Raw genomic sequence first — 20,137 nt, 5'->3', positions numbered from 1 at the left:
ATTCAGAAATATGGATTTGAGCTTGGTTAATGGAAAGGTCCGTGACAAGACCTGGAATGCTACGCAACCTGCTGCACGTGTTGGAAATTGGGAGGACCGGTTCGAGTCCCTGGTGCAGACCGTCGATGGAATTGTTTGGGAAGCCGATGTGGCAACATTGGAGTTCTCCTTTGTAAGCGACCAGGCAGTCCGCATTCTTGGCTACGCACCGGAAGTTTGGATAAACACGAAAAATTTCTGGCAGGACCGCATTCATCCCGACGACCGTGAACAGGCGATCGGCTATTGCCACCGCCAGCTCCGGGAGGGGAAAAATCATATTTTTGACTACCGGATGATTTCCGCAACCGGCGACATTGTGTGGCTGAAAGACATTGTCTCAGTCATCAAAACCAATGGTGTGCCTACTCTTTTGCGCGGTGTAATGGTGGATGTTACGGAGAACAAGCGCTTTGAAATCCTGGAACAATTAGAAAAAAAAATCCTCGATTTTAATTCCGATAGAGAAATTTCGCTTCAAAAAGTGCTTTCTGAGTATCTCTTGGGCATTGAGCAGATTTATCCGCGGATGAAGTGCTCCATAACGGGCATTGTGGATGGTAAACTGGACAACTGGTCATCCCCAAGTTTGCCGGTCGCTTATATTCAAGCATTGAACGGGCTTGATATAGGGAATAATCACGGGTCATGCGGGACTGCGGCTTACCTGAAAGAAAAGGTGATTTCCAGTGATATCGCGAATGACGCGCGTTGGGAAAATTACAGGCAGCTGGCCCTTCCCCATCAACTGCTTTCGTGCTGGTCGCACCCTATTCTGGATTCTGAGGGCAATGTTGCCGCAACTTTTGCCATTTATTACGACCACATTAAAACACCGGATGAAGATGAGCTGAATGTGATAGACCGGGCCGTCGCGATTTTAAAAATGATCCTTGAAAACAGGAAGAATTCCGAAATAATCACGTCAAGCAAGTCGCGGCTCAGGAATTATGTGGAAGAAATCGCCTTCCTGCAATCGCACGTGGTGCGCGCCCCGCTGGCTCGGCTCATGGGCATTGTGGACCTCATTAAAAACTACGAGCACACCGACATTGAAAAACAGGAACTCCTGGACCATCTGCTGATGTCGGCCAAAGAGCTGGATGATGTTATCCGCGACATTGCCCGAAAAGCGGATGAGAAAAGTGTTTAAAAACCAAATCTCACGCCAAGTGCCAGGTTCACAATGTCCGACGGACGCAGGTAACCCGTGTTCTGGACATAACTGATCAGTAACAAGTCGTAGGTCCCCAGCTCATAATACACTTCCACTGACCGCTGGCGATTCTTGATCGACACATCCTTACCTATTTTTCCGCCGATATATGCGCCCGGCCGGAAAGATGTTGCCCACCAGTAATAACCAACGGGATAATGTTCGGGAAGTTTGGTATTAAACTGTGTCCCGAATGTGTAGCTCAGATAAAAACCAAGTGAAAACGGTTTGATATAATAGTCGCTTTTCAGTGGAATGCTCCAAGGCGAGTAAGTGGTTTTGAGCGTAGTACTTACCAGACCGTCGCCGCCGAATTTCTGGGGCAAAAAACCAAACAGCAAGTCGGTTTCCAATGTTTTGTTCCTGGAAAGATAACCTGGCCCGCCGGATAAAAAACCAATGTTCCCGGCGAATTGCAATTTGATATGGTCCGGCATAAACCACTTCCGTTTCGCATCCACATCATCACGGATTTGTGCAGAGCTTGTTAGTGGCGTAAGGAGGATAAGTAGTAAAATTATTTTTTTCATGGCATTCAGTATTCAATTCTTTCTGCCTTATAACCACCTTTCCAGGTTGTCAAAAGCCAATATCCGCGTTCTCCCATGGCGGTTGTGAGGTAATAATGCACACCGTCGTTGTAAAACGTTCCGTCCTTGAAAGTGTGCTGGTGACCGTAGAGTGTAAACTTTACATTCTTGTCATTCGCTAGCAAGCCGGAGTAATCATCGGCCAATGCCGGGTCAAAATCTCCGTCGAAAGGTGGGATATGCGCCACGACGATCGCATTCTTATTGTCCGGATTATCGGCCAGTTGGGATTGCAGCCAGTTAATGTCGGGAACCGAGCCGTTGAAAATGTATTCCCTTGAATTTGTGTTAATAAAAATAAACTTGTTGTGCCCGTACTCGAACGAGTAATTCATAGGGCCGTAGATTTTTTTGTAGGCCGCGGGACCATTGGCAACCAGATCGTGATTCCCGATAACGGTCAGGTAAGGGCAATTAAGCTTGACCATAATCTTATTTACCCATTTGAATTCCTGCGAAAGCCCGAAGTCTGAAATGTCACCGGCATGCACGACAAAGGCAACGTCCTTTTGACTGTTGGCACTTTTCACAAAATCATCTGTCTCATCATACCAGCGCTGTGTGTCTCCCATCAGGATAAACCGCAACGTGTCCTTTACAGGAATGGCATGGATGCGGTCGATGTTTTTTTGATTTAAATTAGTCTCGTTTTCCTTAAAAATGACCTGATTGGGATTGTACCGAAATACGCCTTCGCAAGCTGTTAAAGTCATTCCCCAAATGAGCAGCAGAGCTTTTGGAAAATTTTTCAAAGTATGGCTAGTAATAATTGAGTGAATAAAACAGGCCGTTAAGCCTGTTAGGTAACCGAGAACTACCGCTTATAATTCCACAAAAAGCCGCTATTCCTATCCTGTCAGGCATTTATTTGCGGCACGATTATTGCAATTCTGTTTTGACCTTACAATATACCAATATGAAAATCAAGACCATCCAGACACTAGCGCTGCTAGGACTCCTCTCTGTTGCCATGCCTCTGACCGCACAAGTTGTGTCACGGGATTCCCTCAATACATTAAAAGAACAAAAAGAGAGTATTGAGCTGAATAAAAAATTGAATGAGCGCAAAACCGAGCTCGCAAAACTGGAAAATGAACTGGACGGTGCCACCCGGGATGTTGAAAAAACAGCGGAACAAGCGCAGCGATCGGCCGATGATAATCAGAAAAATGCGGAACGACTGGGCGGTGACCCACAAGACAAGAAGCTGGCACGCCGTGCAGGAAATAGCGCAAGCGGCGCGAGAAAAGATGCTAAGCGCGCCAGAAAAGCGTCGGATCATCTGGATGATCTAAGAAAAGACATTGAATCATTGAAGAGAAAGATAGCTGATGACGAAGCTAAATTAGCCAACATGCCTGGCGGATCTTCTTCACGGTAATCACATGATCCTCTTCTTTTTAGCGGGTGCATCCAATATTTTGGATGCACCCTTTTTTGTTAAGTCCGCGGCATGCTTTTTTAATAAGAGGCGTATATCAACAAACAATAATCATGGCTACTACAACAGCAAAATCCGATACTAAAAAGGCGGCAACAAAAACCGCAACAAAGGCAGCTCCAAAAGCTGCCGCCAAATCAGAACCGAAAAAATCGGCGACTTCGGCTGCCAAGTCCACAGCAGATAATGCGACAACGAAAACGGCTGCTAAGAGCGATTCAAAAAAGTCGGCAACTTCGGCTTCTAAAAGTTCCGCAGACAAAGGTGAAACAAAGGCCGCATCCAAGACGGGCTCAAAAACAGCGTCTAAAACGGCTCCCAAGAGCAGCGCGAAGAAAGACAGTGACTCAGATTCCAAGTCCAACACCACAACCGACCATGAAGAGATTCGTGCCTGGGTGGAACAGCGAGGCGGAAAACCAGCAATGGTGAAAGGCACGAATAAGAAAAAATCAGAAGCAGGCATACTGAGAATTGACTTCCCTGGCTACACTGGAAAAGACACGCTTGAAGAAATTGGCTGGGACGAATTCTTTGAAAAGTTCGACGAGGGAGATCTCCAGTTCCTATATCAGAGCGAAACTGCCGATGGAAAAGAGAGCAGATTCAATAAGTTTATTTCAAAGTAAGGTTATATTACTTTGAAAGAGGGAATTAATATTTCAATTGTCCGCTATACGAAGCAATGAGGCTATGAGTGTTCATGGCCTCTTTTTTTATGCTTACTATTAATACTATTTGTAATTAGCATACATTATATAATATTAAAAGTAATTTACATTAGCTATAAGCGGCTGTAAAAAGATGGTTATCTGAATGCCATTAATTCTGTGGAAACATTATTTTTGATGCGACAACTCTGCCAACCGCTATTTTGAATGACTTCGGAATTTCTTCAAAAGCACAAACCAACCATTCTTTACGGGATATCGCTGGCTATGCTGCTGTTCCTTTTGAAGTGGCTGGAACTGCGGTTTATCATCATTAACCATATCTTCGAAATTTACGCGGGCGCCATCGCCTTGCTTTTCACAGGCCTGGGCATCTGGATCGCCATGAAACTGACTAAGCCCAAAGTTGAAACGGTTGTGATAGAGAAGGAGGTTTTTATTGAAAGCAAAAGTTTTCAGTTCAATGAGCAGCAACAGGAACTACTGGGACTGAGCAAAAGAGAGCTCGAAGTGCTCAACCTGATCGCGGAAGGACTGAGTAATCAGGAAATTGCCGGGCAGCTTTTTGTTTCCCTTAACACGGTTAAAACGCATTCCTCTAAATTGTTCGAAAAAATGGAAGTCAAGAGCCGCACCCAGGCCGTAGAAAAGGCCAAGCGCCTGAACCTCATCCCCTAGCAGCCAATCATACTTTGGTATGAAAAAGTCCCTTCAAAGGTAAAATCACCCAAAAGTATGAGTTAATTTAGCTATCGACTTGCCATTTTTGCTGCCTAACAAAACCAAACGATCGCGTTATGAGAAAAATAATCCTTATCTGCGGCATCATTGCCGGGATCATTGTGTCGGTGTTCATGGTGTCGTCCATAGCCGTCTGTTATTCCAGCAATAATTTTGAAGGAAACATGCTGCTGGGCTATACGGCCATGCTCCTCTCCTTTTCATTAATTTTCGTAGGTGTCCGGAATTTCAGGGATAAATACAATGGCGGTTTCGTTTCATTCGGCAAGGCATTTCAGATAGGTCTTTATATTTCTTTAATTGCCTCGACCATTTACGTGATTGTCTGGCTGGTAGATTACTATCTGTTTGTTCCTGAATTTATGGAACGTTACGCCACGCACGTTATGCGGGAATTACATCAGGAAGGCGCAAGCGCGCAGGAGTTGCAAGCCGAATCTGTCAAAATGGATGGATACCGCGAAATGTATAAAAATCCTTTGATGGTCATTTTATTTACCTACTTTGAAATATTGCCCGTAGGCCTTATCGTATCCTTGATTTGTGCACTGATCCTGAAAAGGAAACCCGCACAATCGCTTCCCACCGCCTGATTCCAAATTCCAAACCTTAAAAATTCACCCAAATGAAAATCATTGTAACCAGCGTAATGGTCAACGACCAGGAAAAAGCAAAACAATTTTATACCGAAAAACTGGGGTTTGTTGTAAAAAATGAGATTCCCATTGGAGAGCATAAATGGCTGACCGTTGTATCACCGGAAGACGATCACCAGGTGGAACTCCTGCTGGAACCGATTGCTTTCGGACCTGGGAAGGTGTATCAGAAAGAATTGTTTGATGCGCATATCCCTGCCACCATGTTCGGTGTCGATGATATCAGAGAAAGTTATGAAAAGCTGGTGAAACTGGGGGTAATGTTCACCGGAGAGCCCAAAACGATGGGTAATGTTACGATTGCAGTGTTCGATGACACTTGCGGAAACCTGATCCAGATCGCCGAGCAACATTAGATCAATTGCTTCCGGCGTCGCGACAGATTGGGATAGCCTGTATGTTTTTGTATCCCAAAATAAAATATAGTGTGCGTATAGGTTAAAGCATAGTGTGTGTACCAGAACTTTATTAAGCCGTCACAAATAAACGTTAATAGCGTTTTGTTCTCAAAGCCGTTGATTGACTGGTGAGGTTGAGTTAGTAATCGGTAAATTGAGGGTCAAATGTCCAGCACTGGTGTTTGGAACAGATAGTAAAACTTTGGCAGCAACGCCTTTACAAAAGAAGTTAGGAAACTCACTTAACGTTTAAACTTTCCTCTTTTTTGTAAAACAAATCATTACTATGAAAATTATTATTATCGGCGCTACCGGTACCATTGGTAAGCACGTCGTAAAAGCATTGGAAAACGGCCATGAGATTATTCAGGTCGGTTCAAAAAGCGGCGATTTCCAGGTGGACATTGCGGATGCAGCTTCTATCAAAGCCCTGTTCGAAAAAGTAGGCCCGTTCGACGCGGTGGTAAGCACTGCCGGATACGGCCATTTCGGCCCGCTCGCCGACATGACTGAAAACGAGTTCCGCGCCGGAGTGGACAGCAAGCTAATGGGTCAGGTGAACCTCGTGCTGATCGGCCAGAAGTACATTAATCCAAACGGCTCTTTCACATTAACATCGGGAACCATGGGAGACGACCCGATTATTCTGGGCGCTGCTGTGAGTGCAATAAATGGGGCAATTGACGCTTTTGTGAGGGCGGCTGCTATCGAGCTCAAAAATGGTGTTCGGATCAATGCAGTCGGACCGGATGTGGTGGAAGAATCGCCTGGATATTTCCCCTTTTTCCCTGGCCACGTGCCTGTTTCAATGCATCGCGTGGCGCAAGCTTATGTCAAAAGCGTGGCAGGCGGTCAAACCGGGCAGAATTATAAGGTTTTGTAAAACAACTTGGTCAACGAAATGGCCGTAGGTTATGAATAAGAAAAGAGGTTGCGAACACGCAACCTCTTTTTGCTAGTATTCCTTTATCTGCTTAAAACCTTGTTGAAGGGCCGCCTTGATTTCTTCAAGCCGCAGCGGGCTTGTTTTCTTCCTTTGCCTTTGTAATCTTTCCAAAAAAGCGAAAGGAGATGGAGGGGATTTTTGGCGGTCAGTCATTAAGCATTTATCTGCAGGTGTGCGGGTTTTGTCGGATTGACAATGGCCCGCCTTTCGCTTGGTGAACCCGGGAACTAAGCCAGAATTACCGTTTAATAATTCGTAAAGAAACCCTAACAATATTGTTCTAATTTAGACGGACACTTCTAATACTAAACTGAGTTCTTAGCGTATTCAGTTTTTACTACTCAACGCGACATAATATCCCGAAAATTCCCAGGTGATATAGTCATTTTATTGCAATCAATTATTCGTTCATATAACTCAACACCATGATGAAAATAGTCAAGATCTGTAAATCAAAAATATGCTTTTCAATTCAATTCACTTTGCTCTGTTTTTACCCATTGTATTCTTCCTACATTGGTTTCTAGCGAAACAAAATCTCAAACTCCAAAACATTGTATTGCTATTTTCCAGCTACTTTTTCTACTCATGTTGGGACTGGCGATTCATGCTGCTACTGATATTCTCTACCCTGCTGGATTATATTACCGGAATTAAGATACATGAAAGCGCTAACCATAAAAGTAAAAAGTTCTGGCTATGGTTAAGCATTGGTATCAATCTCGGGTTTCTCGGTATTTTTAAATATTACAACTTCTTTGCCGATTCGTTTGCCAGTGGATTAGCGTTATTGGGATTTCAAGCCAATCTTCAAACATTGCAGGTTATATTACCAATAGGCATATCCTTCTACACCTTTCACGGACTGTCCTATGTTATTGACATTTACAAGGAAAGACTTCAACCGGAACGAGACTTCATTTCCTACTCGCTGTTTGTTAGCTTTTTCCCTTTGCTCGTAGCCGGGCCTATTGAGAGAGGAACGCATCTGCTACCTCAGTTGGTTAAGGTAAGGACATTCAATTCGTCAAAAGCCATTGACGGGCTTCGGCAAATTTTATGGGGTTTGTTCAAGAAAATAGTTATAGCCGACAATTCTGCTGAATATGCAAATACGATTTTCAATAATTCTGACGCACATTCAGGCAGCACGCTGGTAATAGGCGCCCTTTTCTTTACGTTTCAGATTTACTGCGACTTTTCAGGATATTCGGATATCGCACTAGGCACAGCCAGATTGTTTGGTATTGAGCTTTTGAGAAATTTCGCATACCCTTACTTCTCACGGGATATCGCCGAATTCTGGCGACGGTGGCACATTTCACTCTCATCCTGGTTTAAGGATTATCTATACATTCCTTTGGGAGGCAGCAAAGGAGGTGTATGGATGAAAATACGCAATACATTTATCATCTTTATCGTAAGTGGCTTTTGGCATGGGGCAAATTGGACATTTATAATTTGGGGAGTCTTAAATGCCGTATATATACTACCGTCAATTATTTCCAATACGAACAGAAACAATCTCGAAATTGTAGCAAAAGGAAGGTTGTTTCCAACAGTAAGCGATTTTTTTGCAATTATATCGACATTTGGATTAACGGTATTCGCCTGGATCTTCTTTCGAGCCAACAATGTATCGCATGCCTTTAATTATATAGCTGAGATATTTTCAGCTTCATTATTCACAATTCCCAGTTTCGAAGGAGATACAAAATCTTTGGTGACGGCTATTCTTATCGGGCTGTTTGTTTTAATCGAGTGGCTTGGGAGGGAAGATAAATATGCCATCGAGAAATTGGGAATGAGCTGGAACAAGCCTATTCGATGGGGTTTTTACTATTCGGTGATTATATTAATATTCTTATTTACAGGCGAAAATCAAACATTTATTTATTTTCAGTTTTAATATAAATGAAAAAGTTTCTAAACAACATTACTGGTTTTACTACATTGTTAGTCATTCTATTCTCCGTTTTTATTGTTGGCAGCATCGTCAGTAACGAATCACTTAGAGCGAAAACCCAATATAAAGTAAGTGCCAATATTGATAAAATTCTTATTGGTCATTCGCACCCGGAATGCGCATATAATGATACAATAATAAAAAATTGCAAAAATATGGCGTCCTCAGGAACCTCCTATTTTTACAATTATTATACCTTGAAACCATTATTAAATAGGAATGAAAACATAAAATCTGTTTTTATTGAAATTACAAACAATCAGGTTGATTCGATCATGACAGGCTGGATTTGGGGTAACGAATATTTACCGTTTAAGTATCAACTCTACGGCCCATTTATAGATTCAGATGGGGTAAGTCTATTATTTGACAAAAACCCGATGGGCCTTGTCAACGGCATTAAAAAGAGTTTGCGTCAAAACATCAAACTGATAGTTACTTCCAATTATTCATTTGTAGAAAACAGAGGAGCATACCGGTACTTAGTTAAAAGCAACGTGGAAAATGAAATTAAAAAGTTAGAAACGAATAAAATCAAGGCTACTAACGATATGCATACATCTGAATACAATTTAGGTTATTTAGAAAAAATAATTAACTATTGTCAATCCAGGAATGTAAATGTGTATTTAATGCGAAGCCCGATTCACAAAAAGCATCCAATGGTATCTAATGAGAAACTATTTCAAAAAGTAGTTAAAACGAGATTTGCCCATGTCGACTTTTTAGATTTCAAAGACTTTCCGATAGAAAATTCAGAATTCGGCGACCTTGGACACCTAAATTTTTTAGGAGCAAAACGATTCTCTCACTGGTTTAACGGCCTTATAGACAACGGCTTGTTACTTCAATCAAACAAACAGAAATTCATTAATGATAATATGAACATTTAACTTCTCCCTAAAAAATTCTCAACAGCAACTATCACCACCACAATTGCTAAAGTCTGACAACTTCAACACGGCGGTTATTTGCCTTTCCTGACGTCGTATCATTCGAATCTGCTGGCTGCGATTCTCCTTTTCCATCTGTTTCAACGCGTGAAGCGTCCACTTTGAAAACTGTAATAAGCGATTCTTTAATTGCAGCGGCACGACGCTTCGACAAGTCGAGATTTGCGTCATCATTTCCATCGGAATCTGTATGCCCAACGATTTGAACGCGCATAGAAGCATTTTCCTGCAAAACTTTCGCAATGTCTTTGAGGCTTCCATAGGATTGCGGCAAAATACTTGCACTATTAACATCGAAAAGGATCCCTCGCGTGGTGAATTTGCCTTCACTAATTAACTTATTACGGGTATCAGCAGCGCCAACGGCGAGTTGAATGTTCCCCAGGAAAAAGGCGCCGCCTTTCTGGTTAAAATCGGGCGAGATAGCTGTGAAGGCCAATGTATTCAAAGCTGCCGCCGCATCCAGCGCTCTTGAAATCCTTTTCACTCGGATGTGTTAAAATGGTTTCAAAACTATGGCAACGAGCCGGTTGTGAATGCATTGAATGCCGCGCTTGCAAATGCAGACAATTAACCATTCACTGAAAATGGACGCTTATGCATTTGAATTTCACAATGAAAAGATAGTTCAAAGCCCTGTTTATGACCGCACTGGCTTTTCGAATGCCAATCATTTGAGAGAATACATCCCTGGGTTACAGCAATTTGCAGCGAAAACGAACTTCGCAGATTTCTACATGCAGCATAAACCATTTTATGATAGCCTTATCGTCAGCTACAGAGACTCGGTTGGCGTTCCAGAAATGCAGAAATGGCTGACTAAAAACTTTCCTTCTATCAAATATGATTCGTTTAAGATCATTTTTTCACCATTGGTTAGCAGCAATCAATCTGCAACCAGGTTCGGATTCGATGGCTTTAAGGAAGCACAAGCGCATGTTAACTTTCCTTTCAGAGACAAAGGCGATTTGAAATCAATGTCAAAAGAAGCCTTGCTGGTTCGCGACGGCTCCATTCTTTTCACCGAGCTCAACCACGCATTCATCAATCCCGAGTCCGAAAAGCCACAATACGCAGCAAGAATCACGAACGCACTTTCAAACTTTTCGATGTAGCTCATAGGTTTCGCAAATAGGTCCATTGAGATAAAATAAATAGAATTTCCATTCCTCACACAGGACTATTCTCGATATACCATTGGAGACGACGCTGAGATTTGGATAGGGTCAATACAAGCGACCCAATTTGCTACGCGAAGCCGGTGGTTCTTTTTGCACTTTCTTTTAATTTATTCATTGTGTAAAAATTCGTTCGTTTTTATTACACTATGATGGGCATAGAATCAGATCTCCGGTGTATAAATAGTAGTAATTGTTAAACACACCCGATCTTTTGTTTTCTTCCCCATAAAGTGCCAATTAATCTTTCCCTTTGGATTATCGATACTATATATTTCTTATAGAAATCTACTATTGCCGAATACTTATTATCTTTTATTAATGCCTGTTTTATAATTAGTTGGAGGGAGATATCCATAGAACGGCTGTGACACACCTAGGCCAATATAGTTTTATTTTTCTCTCTATTACTTTCTTATTGATATCTGCATTTCCAACTGCATTTAGTTACTTATTCAGAGAACAAAAAATGGTATAGATGGAAACCTTGCTTGGCTGTCTTCAATGCGTAGCCTCAGTATTGGATAGAATGGAGATCAAAAAATAGGGTCGGGCCAAATCATTTGTTTTCAGCATATTCAGTAGCTTTTTTGCGAGTCGATGAAAATAAATGATACGATACGGACTGACTGTCGTTTAGTATTTCCCGATTTTTCCAGAGCATGGCAAAGACATCGATAACAATTTCATATGCTATGTCGCAATCCTTTGTAAGACACAAAGCCATCCGGAAAAGATGACGGTAATATTTTCGAAAAAGGCTCGTGAGTGCATTTCTGTCCCCCCTGCGGATCGAAGCGAATAAATAATCATCTTCGTTATGGCCGTTTCATGGAAGATTTGTGGATCTGCCGCTTTGGAATTGTATTCATCTGGTGGGACATTTTTGGCGCAACCAAAGACAAACAAAATACATAGCAGGGAGGGTAAACTAATTTTCATTGTGTATGCAATCGGTGATGATCTGATTAGATAGCAGCGCAAAGTTCAGATACTTGATAAACAAAACTAGAGTATTGCGAACCTCCAAGCAAGTACCTACCAAATGGTAAGCCACCTACTTTTTGGTAAGAAATGTATGAATCTGTGCCTTGGCAAAAAGCATCTTTCAACAAAAAGAGCCGTCCGGTGATACAGGGCGGCTCAGTTCTATTTTAACATTCCTAATCTGCCTGACTTAGATCTTGGCATTTATTGAATGTAGATGCTCATCGTTTTAGATGGACTACCTCTCCATCCTGTGGGATGATCAATTTTGTCATTTCAATATTCATTTCGTTTGCTTTTTGAATTAGCTTAGCGCGGCTCGTGCGGCAATGGTCCAGCGCATCCATATGAACAGCTATCACTTTGGCTTTCCCACTCTCGCGAATCAGTGCCATTGTTTGCACTTCATCCATCAGTATTGGGCTTGTTTCAAACCCAGGAATAAATGCCCCGCCAGAGTTAACAACAATGTAATCAGGATTGAACTTTTTGATATTCTTAACAATATCCTCTGTAAGGATACCATCCCCCACAATGTAAATGGTAGGTTCATTTTTGGCTGTTAATATGAAACCCGAAGTCTTGCCCATCATTTCGAGGACCTTACCGCTGCCATGTTGCGCATCCACTCTCTGAATGCGGATACCATCCCAATCCGTGCTACTATCCAAAACATTTGCTTTGGTAAATCCTTCCTTGGTAAAAAACGCCTTGTCAGCAGGTTGATTGAGCACCTGAACAGATTTAACAAGCGCATTGCTGGCAGCCGGATCAAAATGGTCTACATGGGTGTGTGTTACCAAAACCAGATCCACTCCTTCAACAATCTCTTTGACAGGCATTTTTAATTCAACTGTTGGATTTTTTTCAACCCCGGCAAAGGATTCAAATGCCCCCTTGGAAGACAGCATGGGATCAACTAAAATCTTCTTGCCTGCGTACTCAATTACTAATGTAGCGTTCCTGATCAACCGAAGGGACGGGGTCTTACTTGTTTTGGGCTGTGCAAACGATGCGATCGATACAAGCAATGCAGCGCCTAAAAATAGTGTTTTCATATACTATGAGTCATTTTGAAAAGGTTCACATTCCACACTGGAAGAAACTATAACTTGCTACAAAGATCGGTTTCTACCGCAGGGGATGCCCTATCAAAAAGCAACTAGTTACTACCATTTTGATAATCTGATCGAAGTTCACGTACTTAGCTTGCAATTAATCCCTTTGTGCTTTTTCGATGCTTTGGTAGCTAAATTTTAGATTGGAATTCAGAAATGAATGGAGGGTTTTAATATGAGGACAATTAATTTTAACAAGACTGAATGCGGGGTTGATTTTCTTCTGAATGTATTGCCCGGTGATCAGGTCAAAGATTCTTATACCCACACTGATATTTACAATACGGACTATTTTGAAATCCTTTTCTTCAAAAAGGCAGAAGGCAGTGTTATTTTGAACAGCCAAAAGATGGAGATCAGCAATAATTCTATTGTATTCATATCTGCATTTCAGAAAAGGCAATGGAATTTAAGTGCCGGACACATCGAATTTACTTCGCTTGTCTTTCAGGAGGACTTCCTAAACGAGTTTTTTGCAGACAAGCTTTTTACCTACCGCCTCCTGTATTTTTATCAGCTACAACATCCGTTAAAAATGGCAGTAACAAGCCAGCAGATGTCAAAGTCCTGTGAAATTTTAACTGAAATAAAGACCGAGCTGGTATCAGTCAGACCTGATAGTGCCCACATCATCCGGTCCCAATTGTACTACCTTTTGCAAACTCTAAACCGGCAGTATTCCAGCCAGAACAACCTGTCCACCGGACAGGCCGACACTAACTATGCATATCAATTCAAAAGGCTTCTGGAAACACATATCCGTCAAAAACAACGTATCAATGACTATACAGAAATGTTAGGCATAAGTAGAATATCGCTCAATAAGGGTGTAAAAGCAGCATTTAATGTGACTGCTACACAGCTTATCAAGCGCCGGCTGCTTTCCGAAATACAATCACAGCTTATTTATACCGACAAAACCACCAGCGAAATAGCCTACGAATATGGCTTTTCTGAGCCTAATCACTTGATGCGCTTTTTTAAGACGCTTACCAATGAAACCATTTCTGAATTTTTAAGCAATCATCCCCGAAACATGAAAGCGGTGATAGACGAATAATTTTATATTATAGCTCAAAGCGAGCTGTCCAGAAGCGCGCGAAAATCCTTCTCTTCCATCATCCCGTTCTTTCTGGTAACAAGTTTGCCATCTTTCCCGGAAGATGACCATTTTAGGTATCCACCCTTCAACTCGTAAACCGGACCAAACCCATTTTCTACAAGGGCTTTTGAAGCCAATGCGCTGCGGGCCCCTGACAAACAGTATACATAAACTGGTTTGGTTTTATCAAACCCCTTTATTTGCTCCTTGAAGTCTGGCGATTTGTAGTCTACGTTTTTTGAGCTCTTCAAGTGCCCATCCTGGTATTCAGCAGCAGTACGGACATCGATCAATTGCACTTGCTGGGAACCAGATACCTTACTTTCGAATTCATCAGCAGTCAGCTGGGTCTGCGCCGTTACACTTAGAGCGGACAGGGCCAGCAAGATGATTACAATACAAGATTTTTTAATGGACATAACTTAAAAATTGATAGTTAAACATATAAAACGTACTGGCCTAGGCAGCATCACACTAAATTTTGAAGACCAAACTCCACGAGTTTGTCGATAATAGGCAGTGTCTTTAAGCCTAAATCGGTCAACCGGTACTCCACCCTGGGCGGGATCTCCGGAAAAGCTTTTTTACTGACCAGTTTGTTTTCAACAAGCATATTCAGCTCCTGGATGAGCATTTTCTCACTTATGCTCGGGATAGCCCTTTTCAGCTCTCCGTAACGCATCACATCGTCATTGATCTGAAAGATGATCATCAGCGTCCATTTACCTCCCAGGATTTTCAGCGAAGCTTTTACAGGGCAACCTTCGTCGCAAGGCAGAATTTGTTTTTCTTTTTTTTCCATTGATAATCAATAATTCTAACCTGTAAGTAGGCACCCTACAACATCGTAAGTACTTGTACAAAAGTAGGTTATGAATCAATTTTGTGCAAGTCTTACTTAAAAATAGAAAGCAAAATGAGGATATTAGTATTCGGGGCCACCGGCTCTCAACAGTTCCACGTCATAGCAGAATCAAAGAAAAAAGGGGCAGATGTAATTGCTGCAACCAGTACTGATAAGAACTTCGAAAAATTACAGCAGGCAGGCGCTGAGCCGGTTTTAGGCGACATCAGTAATGCCGCCCAAATGGTAGAAATCACCAAAGGTATAGATGCCATTGCCTTTATGATCCCGGTCTCTTTGCCAAATCCTTTTGATGGCCTGCAATTTTCAAAAAATGTCATTGATGCTGCCAATCAAAACGGCGTTAAAAAAATTGTCTGGAATACCAGCGGCTGGCTCGAAGATCAGAAAACGGGTATGCCTACCGATGATGTTAAATTGGACGTCAAAGATTATTTGATAGCTAGTGGGCTCGAATATGTGATCATTGAGCCTACGATCTATATGGAGAACATGATGGGTGGATTTTGCGCCCCGTTCGTCACCAATGAAAAGAAGCTGGCATACCCTACCCCGCAGGCAATGCCCATAGGCTGGTTAGCATCGCGCGATGTGAGCGCCTTAATGGTCGAAGCTATTTACAACCCAAACTTAACAGCGGACTCTTTCAGGGTAAGTGGTTTAGAGAACCTGAAAGGCGATGAGCTAGCAGACCGTTTCTCAAAAGGCGTTGGTGAAAAAATTACTTACTATACCCAGCCCCCCGCAGAGTTCAGGGACATCCTTTCCCCATTTGTTGGCCAAGCCGCAGCAGCAGCTGTTGCCTCCTATTATCAGGGTCTTCAAAACGCTACGCATTATCCCTCCAAATTCAACCCCAACATGCAAGAGATTTTGGAAAAATTGCCCGTTGAAATGACTTCTTTGGAAGCGTGGGCAAGCGAGAACAAAGGGTTTTTTATCAATTAAAATAATAAGCATATGGAAGCGAAAGAAATCGTAGCATCATACTTTGACGCATTAGCAAAAGGCGATATGCAAAATGCACTTTCATCATTTACGCCGGAAACGAAGTGGAGCCAACCGGAAAACAACAAGTTTTCCGGCTTGAAAAAAAATCTTGATGAGATCATCAAAATGTTTGAAGGCATCATGGGCGATACAGCCGGAAACATGACTGTCAGGCCCAACGGAGAGATGAAAGAAAGTGGCAGCTTCGTAGCAGTTCCTGTCTGGTTTACAGCAAAAAAGGGGTCGATCAGTTTTGATCTGGGCGGAATGGATCTCTTTGAAGTGAAGTCAGGAAAGATCATGCACGTGTGGACATTTTCAGATGACCAGCAAGTGGATGATGAATTCTGGGGAAGGTAGATAAAGTGTGATATCAGATTAAGATTAGCTTTAATTTTTGAAGTTTGATGTCTACATTTACAGCACCTTCGAGTGACAAATTCTTATCTGCCTCAAATTGAATAGTTTAACCAGACAGTGGATCGGCTTGGGCCTTTTGACGCTAATGCTTGTAAAAGCATGGTTGATCCCGCTTGTTTGTCTGGACTATGAGCTGCGAAAGGAATATATCGCAAAAACACTCTGCGTGAACAGGAATCAGCCCATCACAGTGTGTTATGGAAAATGTTATCTGGCCAATAAGCTCGCTGCTGCTAGTCAGCAGCAGGAACGCCAGGCCGAGCAGGATTATATCGCCAGTCTGATTTATCAGGTGATGGATATCAACAGCTTTAAGTCATTTGATTATTCCCCTACTTCCTTCCTTTTACTTGATAAGGCTGACTATTCCTACCAATCTTCATTTATCGACCGCCTTTTCATCGGCAGCATCTTCCGCCCACCACTCGTTTAGTAACCTGTCTTTATTTTCCTACAGAGTTTACTAAAACATTCATTGTTTCGACATTAAGTTGTTGAGATACAATCTCATATTGCATGAAAAGTATTAATCAATACTTTGCGACGGCGCTGGCTGTCTGCGCTGTCTTTCTTTTATTCTCCTGTTCTACGCCTGCAAGTCCCAGCCCAGAACCCGACGCCCCTGCCGGTGGAAAGCTCCGCCTGGAATTTGACAATGTTGTTGGGGATAAAAATCTGGTGCTTGGCAGTGTCACTTACAAAAATGCTTCAAATGAGGATTTTGTAGTTACCAAGTTCAATTACTTTATTTCCAACATCAAACTCACCAAAGCTGACGGAAGTGTATTTGTCGTGCCCCAGGATTCAAGTTATTTCCTGGTGAAGGAGGACACAAAAACCTCCCAGTTTGTGACGCTTTACAATGTGCCGTTTGCGGATTACACAGCAGCCGAATTCATGGTGGGCGTAGACAGCACCCGCAACACAGCACCAATCGAAAAACGCCAGGGCGTGTTGGATCCATCGGGTTCAATGATGGACGATGGTATGTACTGGGCCTGGAACTCGGGGTATATTTTTGTCAAACTGGAAGGAACTTCTTCCAAAGGTAGCCCGGTCAATGGCAAATTTTACTATCACATTGGCTTGTTTGGCGGATATAACGAAAGGACCGTTAACAATACGCGTGTAGTAAAAATGAGCTTCGGCCAGCTGAAAGCCAGTGTGACAGAAAGCGCTGTGCCGGAAGTGCATTTGCTGGTTGATGTGCTCAAAGTCTTTGACGGACCTTCGACCAATATCAGTATTGCTGCCTACAATAGCATTATGGGTGGCCAGCCTGACAAATCCCAGCAGATTGCCAGCAACTACGTCAATATGTTCAGCTTAGATCATATCCACTGAATCATCTGACAATCCGCTTTTGCTATGAACAGACTTATTTTTCTGTTAACGCTTTCGCTTATCTGTTGCAGTACAGCCGAGCAGAAAGCACCCCTGCCAGTCAAGACGGGGCCTACGCCCATGACATGGACCAAACCGGCTGGCTTTCCTGATCCGGTTTACGACCTGTCGCGCAACCCGCTTACCGAGGAAGGCGTGCAGCTGGGCAAGTTTCTGTTTTATGACGGCATCTTGTCCAGGACCAACCTGGTAGGCTGCGGCACCTGCCACCAGCAGGCGGCTGCCTTCACGCATCATGGTCACGAACTCAGTCACGGCGTAGACGACCGGCTGGGTGTACGCAATTCTCCCGCCATTCAGAATATGGCCTGGAACACGTCCTTTTTCTGGGACGGCGGCGTGCATGATATGGATCTGGTGCCATTCAATCCGATTGAAAATCCGGTGGAAATGGATCAGAAAGTAGTTAATGTGCTCGATAAGCTGCGCAATACGCCCTCGCCTACTGCCAAGATCCCGGTGAATTATCCCCAAATGTTCAAAGCTGCATTCGGGACGGATGAGATCAATTCGGAAAGGATGATGAAGGCGCTCTCGCAGTTTATGATGACGATGATCTCGGCCACTTCCAGGTACGATTATTACCGCGCAGGCGACGCAAATGCACTTACGGCGCAGGAGAAGCAGGGTTTGGTATTATTCCAAAAAAATTGCAGCTCCTGTCACCAGGGCGTGCTTTTCACGGATCATTCCTTCCGCAACAATGGCCTGATGCCGATGCGCAACAATGACCAGGGCAGGTTTGCGATCACCGGAAAGCCGGGCGACGTATACAAGTTCAAAGTCCCCAGCCTGCGCAATGTGGGCCTGACTGCGCCTTACATGCACGACGGGCGATACCATACCTTGGAAGAAGTGCTCGATCATTACACCGACAGCGTTCAGAAAACCCCGACGCTCGACACGCTTCTAATCCAGTCCAGCGGCAAGCCGGGCATTGCATTATCCGGAACAGAAAAACAGTCGCTGATTGCTTTCCTGAAAACACTTTCCGATGAGCAGTTTATCCGCGACTCCAAATTTGCCGATCCGGGGATCGGAACTGCATTTTAAAACAGCATCATTATGAAAATCAAACATTTAGCATTTCTCATTTCCCTGCTGACAGCTCAGGTTTCGCAGGCCTGCGATATCTGCGGCTGTGCTAATAGCGGCTCCTACTTTGGGCTAATGCCGCAATCGCACAAGTCGGTGATCGGTCTGCGTTACCAGCGGCTGCATTTTGTGACGCATGCTGATAGCAAGGTTTTGAAGACGGAAGAGCAATTCAATGTCGGCGAAGTGTATGCCCGCTTATTTCCCATCAAACGCGTGCAGGTCATGGCTTTTCTTCCCTACCGCATCGACAAGCAGGTGACGTCCGCCGATGTCAAAAAGCAGAACGGGTTGGGCGATATCACGGTTTTGGCCAACTACAATATCCTGAACACATTCATGGACAAGGAAACCTCAGGTGCATTTAATCATACGCTGATGGTCGGCGGCGGTGTAAAGCTGCCCACGGGTGATTTTAAGTTTGATGAGAATAATACGCTCGAAGTCGCTAATGCTAATTTTCAGTTGGGCACCGGCAGCACGGATTTCATCGTCAATGCTTTTTACACCATTAACAAAGACCAGTGGGGCCTGGCTACCAATATCTCCCGCAAGTTCAATACGACCAATTCCCAGGGTTACCGCTTTGGTGATCAGGTTTTTGGAACTGTTGAGCTTTACCGCTCTTTCAATATTGGCAGCATTTCGCTGACCCCAAGCATCGGTGTTTACGGCGAGCATGCAGATCATGGAAAGCAGCACGGAAAAGAGCTTGACATTACGGGCGGAAGGCTGCTGAATGGCACAGCAGGGGTAACATTTTTTTCCAACAAATGGACACTGGGTGTGAATGCCCAGAAACCCATCGCCCAGAAAAGCGCCTCCGGCCACGTGGTTGCCAGGGAAAGGCTTTTGGTGCAGGTTGGGTTTCTATTTTAAACAACAAATTGCCTAATTAAATGAGATCTGTTTTTGCATATATATTGCTGGCCGCAATCATGCTACCTACGCTAAGTCCGTGGGGAACAGTCGCCTATTACCAGATCAATAAAACTTACATTGCCAGGGTGCTGTGCGAAAACCGGGACAAGCCCATACTTAATTGCAATGGCAAATGCTTTCTGGCCAAAAAGCTCAAAGAACAGCAGGATAAGAAAGATAAAGAGACCACCGAGCGCGTTGAAAACATGCCCTTTGTACAGTTGTTTTTTATGGCTGCGGCTCACTTTTTCTTTGGGGCAAAGTCATTTGCAACACTAAGATCCGGACCCTTCTTTTTCTGCCTTTCTGTTTACACAACACCGGCAAGCGGCATCCTGCGTCCGCCTCAATAATGCTGTGCCATAACTGACCCCATTTAGCTCAAAGGTTTTACAAATCCAGCGCTAACCAGCCAAAGCTGCCTGTCTGGGCAAGCCTTG

At 43.4% G+C, this 20,137-nt stretch carries 24 protein-coding genes; 18 read left to right on the top strand and 6 right to left on the bottom strand.

Going from position 1 to position 20,137, the window contains the following annotated elements:
• Positions 1 to 10 precede the first annotated feature (10 nt).
• Positions 11 to 1,192: a PAS domain-containing protein gene (locus tag L0660_RS06005; protein ID WP_235158598.1), complete on the top strand. Its 1,182-nt coding sequence runs from the start codon at positions 11 to 13 to the stop codon at positions 1,190 to 1,192.
• On the opposite strand, the gene L0660_RS06000 is transcribed toward L0660_RS06005, so the two are convergent.
• Complete coding sequence (locus L0660_RS06000; RefSeq protein WP_235158597.1) at positions 1,189 to 1,785, bottom strand: hypothetical protein; 597 nt, start codon at positions 1,783 to 1,785, stop codon at positions 1,189 to 1,191. The genes L0660_RS06005 and L0660_RS06000 overlap by 4 nt on opposite strands.
• Before the next feature lie 5 nt (positions 1,786 to 1,790).
• Entirely contained in the window at positions 1,791 to 2,558 is a 768-nt protein-coding gene (locus L0660_RS05995; RefSeq protein WP_235158596.1) for a metallophosphoesterase, read from the bottom strand.
• A 203-nt stretch (positions 2,559 to 2,761) separates the two neighbouring features.
• Between L0660_RS05995 and L0660_RS05990 the strand changes: the two genes are divergently transcribed.
• The 8 genes from L0660_RS05990 to L0660_RS05955 all read left to right on the top strand — a co-directional run bounded on the left by L0660_RS05990 (position 2,762) and on the right by L0660_RS05955 (position 9,557).
• Positions 2,762 to 3,226: a hypothetical protein gene (locus L0660_RS05990; protein WP_233798296.1), complete on the top strand. Its 465-nt coding sequence runs from the start codon at positions 2,762 to 2,764 to the stop codon at positions 3,224 to 3,226.
• Positions 3,227 to 3,339: 113 nt separating this feature from the next.
• On the top strand, positions 3,340 to 3,915 hold the full coding sequence (locus L0660_RS05985; RefSeq protein ID WP_235158595.1) for a hypothetical protein: 576 nt from the start codon (positions 3,340 to 3,342) through the stop codon (positions 3,913 to 3,915).
• Positions 3,916 to 4,164: 249 nt separating this feature from the next.
• Positions 4,165 to 4,635 carry a LuxR C-terminal-related transcriptional regulator gene (locus L0660_RS05980; protein WP_235158594.1) on the top strand — a complete coding sequence of 157 codons (471 nt, stop codon included), beginning with the start codon at positions 4,165 to 4,167 and terminating at the stop codon, positions 4,633 to 4,635.
• 119 nt (positions 4,636 to 4,754) lie between these two features.
• Positions 4,755 to 5,291: a DUF4199 domain-containing protein gene (locus L0660_RS05975; protein WP_235158593.1), complete on the top strand. Its 537-nt coding sequence runs from the start codon at positions 4,755 to 4,757 to the stop codon at positions 5,289 to 5,291.
• Positions 5,292 to 5,323: 32 nt separating this feature from the next.
• Positions 5,324 to 5,710 (top strand): VOC family protein, encoded by a 387-nt coding sequence (locus L0660_RS05970; protein ID WP_235158592.1) that lies wholly within the window; start codon positions 5,324 to 5,326, stop codon positions 5,708 to 5,710.
• 328 nt (positions 5,711 to 6,038) lie between these two features.
• Positions 6,039 to 6,635: a short chain dehydrogenase gene (locus L0660_RS05965; protein ID WP_235158591.1), complete on the top strand. Its 597-nt coding sequence runs from the start codon at positions 6,039 to 6,041 to the stop codon at positions 6,633 to 6,635.
• A 670-nt stretch (positions 6,636 to 7,305) separates the two neighbouring features.
• Positions 7,306 to 8,607, top strand: coding sequence for an MBOAT family O-acyltransferase (locus L0660_RS05960; protein WP_310589624.1), 1,302 nt, complete (start codon positions 7,306 to 7,308; stop codon positions 8,605 to 8,607).
• Between the two features lie 5 nt (positions 8,608 to 8,612).
• Positions 8,613 to 9,557, top strand: a complete 945-nt coding sequence (locus L0660_RS05955; protein ID WP_235158589.1) for a hypothetical protein — start codon at positions 8,613 to 8,615, stop codon at positions 9,555 to 9,557.
• A gap of 46 nt (positions 9,558 to 9,603) precedes the next feature.
• Here L0660_RS05955 and L0660_RS05950 read toward each other — a convergent pair whose 3' ends face one another.
• A complete protein-coding gene (locus L0660_RS05950) occupies positions 9,604 to 10,104 on the bottom strand; it encodes an OmpA family protein (RefSeq protein ID WP_235158588.1) in 501 nt (166 codons plus the stop codon).
• A 73-nt stretch (positions 10,105 to 10,177) separates the two neighbouring features.
• On the opposite strand from L0660_RS05950, the gene L0660_RS05945 reads away from it, so the two are divergent.
• On the top strand, positions 10,178 to 10,732 hold the full coding sequence (locus tag L0660_RS05945) for a DUF4932 domain-containing protein (RefSeq protein WP_235158587.1): 555 nt from the start codon (positions 10,178 to 10,180) through the stop codon (positions 10,730 to 10,732).
• A 1,271-nt stretch (positions 10,733 to 12,003) separates the two neighbouring features.
• Here L0660_RS05945 and L0660_RS05940 read toward each other — a convergent pair.
• Complete coding sequence (locus L0660_RS05940) at positions 12,004 to 12,840, bottom strand: MBL fold metallo-hydrolase (RefSeq protein WP_235158586.1); 837 nt, start codon at positions 12,838 to 12,840, stop codon at positions 12,004 to 12,006.
• 235 nt (positions 12,841 to 13,075) lie between these two features.
• Between L0660_RS05940 and L0660_RS05935 the strand changes: the two genes are divergently transcribed.
• Complete coding sequence (locus L0660_RS05935; RefSeq protein WP_235158585.1) at positions 13,076 to 13,960, top strand: AraC family transcriptional regulator; 885 nt, start codon at positions 13,076 to 13,078, stop codon at positions 13,958 to 13,960.
• Positions 13,961 to 13,974: 14 nt separating this feature from the next.
• Here L0660_RS05935 and L0660_RS05930 read toward each other — a convergent pair whose 3' ends face one another.
• Together L0660_RS05930 and L0660_RS05925 are read right to left on the bottom strand one after the other, a co-directional pair.
• Entirely contained in the window at positions 13,975 to 14,421 is a 447-nt protein-coding gene (locus tag L0660_RS05930) for a rhodanese-like domain-containing protein (protein ID WP_235158584.1), read from the bottom strand.
• A gap of 50 nt (positions 14,422 to 14,471) precedes the next feature.
• Positions 14,472 to 14,804 (bottom strand): helix-turn-helix domain-containing protein, encoded by a 333-nt coding sequence (locus tag L0660_RS05925; RefSeq protein WP_235158583.1) that lies wholly within the window; start codon positions 14,802 to 14,804, stop codon positions 14,472 to 14,474.
• A gap of 114 nt (positions 14,805 to 14,918) precedes the next feature.
• Here L0660_RS05925 and L0660_RS05920 point away from each other — a divergent pair, with 114 nt between their 5' ends.
• The 7 genes from L0660_RS05920 to L0660_RS05890 all read left to right on the top strand — a co-directional run bounded on the left by L0660_RS05920 (position 14,919) and on the right by L0660_RS05890 (position 20,050).
• Entirely contained in the window at positions 14,919 to 15,815 is an 897-nt protein-coding gene (locus L0660_RS05920; RefSeq protein WP_235158582.1) for an SDR family oxidoreductase, read from the top strand.
• Positions 15,816 to 15,827: 12 nt separating this feature from the next.
• The gene (locus L0660_RS05915; protein ID WP_235158581.1) at positions 15,828 to 16,217 is read left to right on the top strand and encodes a nuclear transport factor 2 family protein; all 390 of its coding nucleotides are present in this window, start codon (positions 15,828 to 15,830) and stop codon (positions 16,215 to 16,217) included.
• A gap of 97 nt (positions 16,218 to 16,314) precedes the next feature.
• Complete coding sequence (locus tag L0660_RS05910; protein WP_235158580.1) at positions 16,315 to 16,710, top strand: hypothetical protein; 396 nt, start codon at positions 16,315 to 16,317, stop codon at positions 16,708 to 16,710.
• An 83-nt stretch (positions 16,711 to 16,793) separates the two neighbouring features.
• Positions 16,794 to 17,621, top strand: coding sequence for an MbnP family protein (locus L0660_RS05905; RefSeq protein WP_235158579.1), 828 nt, complete (start codon positions 16,794 to 16,796; stop codon positions 17,619 to 17,621).
• Between the two features lie 24 nt (positions 17,622 to 17,645).
• Positions 17,646 to 18,734 (top strand): cytochrome-c peroxidase, encoded by a 1,089-nt coding sequence (locus L0660_RS05900; protein ID WP_235158578.1) that lies wholly within the window; start codon positions 17,646 to 17,648, stop codon positions 18,732 to 18,734.
• Between the two features lie 12 nt (positions 18,735 to 18,746).
• Positions 18,747 to 19,655: a transporter gene (locus L0660_RS05895; protein WP_235158577.1), complete on the top strand. Its 909-nt coding sequence runs from the start codon at positions 18,747 to 18,749 to the stop codon at positions 19,653 to 19,655.
• Between the two features lie 20 nt (positions 19,656 to 19,675).
• Positions 19,676 to 20,050 carry a hypothetical protein gene (locus L0660_RS05890; RefSeq protein WP_235158576.1) on the top strand — a complete coding sequence of 125 codons (375 nt, stop codon included), beginning with the start codon at positions 19,676 to 19,678 and terminating at the stop codon, positions 20,048 to 20,050.
• Positions 20,051 to 20,137 lie beyond the last annotated feature (87 nt).

The sequence above is a fragment of the Dyadobacter sp. CY351 genome, assembly GCF_021502625.1.
Classification (GTDB): domain Bacteria; phylum Bacteroidota; class Bacteroidia; order Cytophagales; family Spirosomataceae; genus Dyadobacter; species Dyadobacter chenhuakuii.
Note: the sequence above shows the minus strand (reverse complement) of the source record. Positions and strands in the feature narration are given on the sequence as shown.

Excerpts from the sequence above, each read along its gene's own strand:
- L0660_RS06005 (WP_235158598.1), top strand. The coding sequence starts at position 11 with ATGGATTTGAGCTTGGTTAATGGAAAGGTCCGTGACAAGACCTGGAAT.
- L0660_RS06000 (WP_235158597.1), bottom strand. The coding sequence starts at position 1,785 with ATGAAAAAAATAATTTTACTACTTATCCTCCTTACGCCACTAACAAGC.
- L0660_RS05995 (WP_235158596.1), bottom strand. The coding sequence starts at position 2,558 with ATGACTTTAACAGCTTGCGAAGGCGTATTTCGGTACAATCCCAATCAG.
- L0660_RS05990 (WP_233798296.1), top strand. The coding sequence starts at position 2,762 with ATGAAAATCAAGACCATCCAGACACTAGCGCTGCTAGGACTCCTCTCT.
- L0660_RS05985 (WP_235158595.1), top strand. The coding sequence starts at position 3,340 with ATGGCTACTACAACAGCAAAATCCGATACTAAAAAGGCGGCAACAAAA.
- L0660_RS05980 (WP_235158594.1), top strand. The coding sequence starts at position 4,165 with ATGACTTCGGAATTTCTTCAAAAGCACAAACCAACCATTCTTTACGGG.
- L0660_RS05975 (WP_235158593.1), top strand. The coding sequence starts at position 4,755 with ATGAGAAAAATAATCCTTATCTGCGGCATCATTGCCGGGATCATTGTG.
- L0660_RS05970 (WP_235158592.1), top strand. The coding sequence starts at position 5,324 with ATGAAAATCATTGTAACCAGCGTAATGGTCAACGACCAGGAAAAAGCA.
- L0660_RS05965 (WP_235158591.1), top strand. The coding sequence starts at position 6,039 with ATGAAAATTATTATTATCGGCGCTACCGGTACCATTGGTAAGCACGTC.
- L0660_RS05960 (WP_310589624.1), top strand. The coding sequence starts at position 7,306 with ATGCTGCTACTGATATTCTCTACCCTGCTGGATTATATTACCGGAATT.
- L0660_RS05955 (WP_235158589.1), top strand. The coding sequence starts at position 8,613 with ATGAAAAAGTTTCTAAACAACATTACTGGTTTTACTACATTGTTAGTC.
- L0660_RS05945 (WP_235158587.1), top strand. The coding sequence starts at position 10,178 with ATGCAGACAATTAACCATTCACTGAAAATGGACGCTTATGCATTTGAA.
- L0660_RS05940 (WP_235158586.1), bottom strand. The coding sequence starts at position 12,840 with ATGAAAACACTATTTTTAGGCGCTGCATTGCTTGTATCGATCGCATCG.
- L0660_RS05935 (WP_235158585.1), top strand. The coding sequence starts at position 13,076 with ATGAGGACAATTAATTTTAACAAGACTGAATGCGGGGTTGATTTTCTT.
- L0660_RS05930 (WP_235158584.1), bottom strand. The coding sequence starts at position 14,421 with ATGTCCATTAAAAAATCTTGTATTGTAATCATCTTGCTGGCCCTGTCC.
- L0660_RS05925 (WP_235158583.1), bottom strand. The coding sequence starts at position 14,804 with ATGGAAAAAAAAGAAAAACAAATTCTGCCTTGCGACGAAGGTTGCCCT.
- L0660_RS05920 (WP_235158582.1), top strand. The coding sequence starts at position 14,919 with ATGAGGATATTAGTATTCGGGGCCACCGGCTCTCAACAGTTCCACGTC.
- L0660_RS05915 (WP_235158581.1), top strand. The coding sequence starts at position 15,828 with ATGGAAGCGAAAGAAATCGTAGCATCATACTTTGACGCATTAGCAAAA.
- L0660_RS05905 (WP_235158579.1), top strand. The coding sequence starts at position 16,794 with ATGAAAAGTATTAATCAATACTTTGCGACGGCGCTGGCTGTCTGCGCT.
- L0660_RS05900 (WP_235158578.1), top strand. The coding sequence starts at position 17,646 with ATGAACAGACTTATTTTTCTGTTAACGCTTTCGCTTATCTGTTGCAGT.
- L0660_RS05895 (WP_235158577.1), top strand. The coding sequence starts at position 18,747 with ATGAAAATCAAACATTTAGCATTTCTCATTTCCCTGCTGACAGCTCAG.
- L0660_RS05890 (WP_235158576.1), top strand. The coding sequence starts at position 19,676 with ATGAGATCTGTTTTTGCATATATATTGCTGGCCGCAATCATGCTACCT.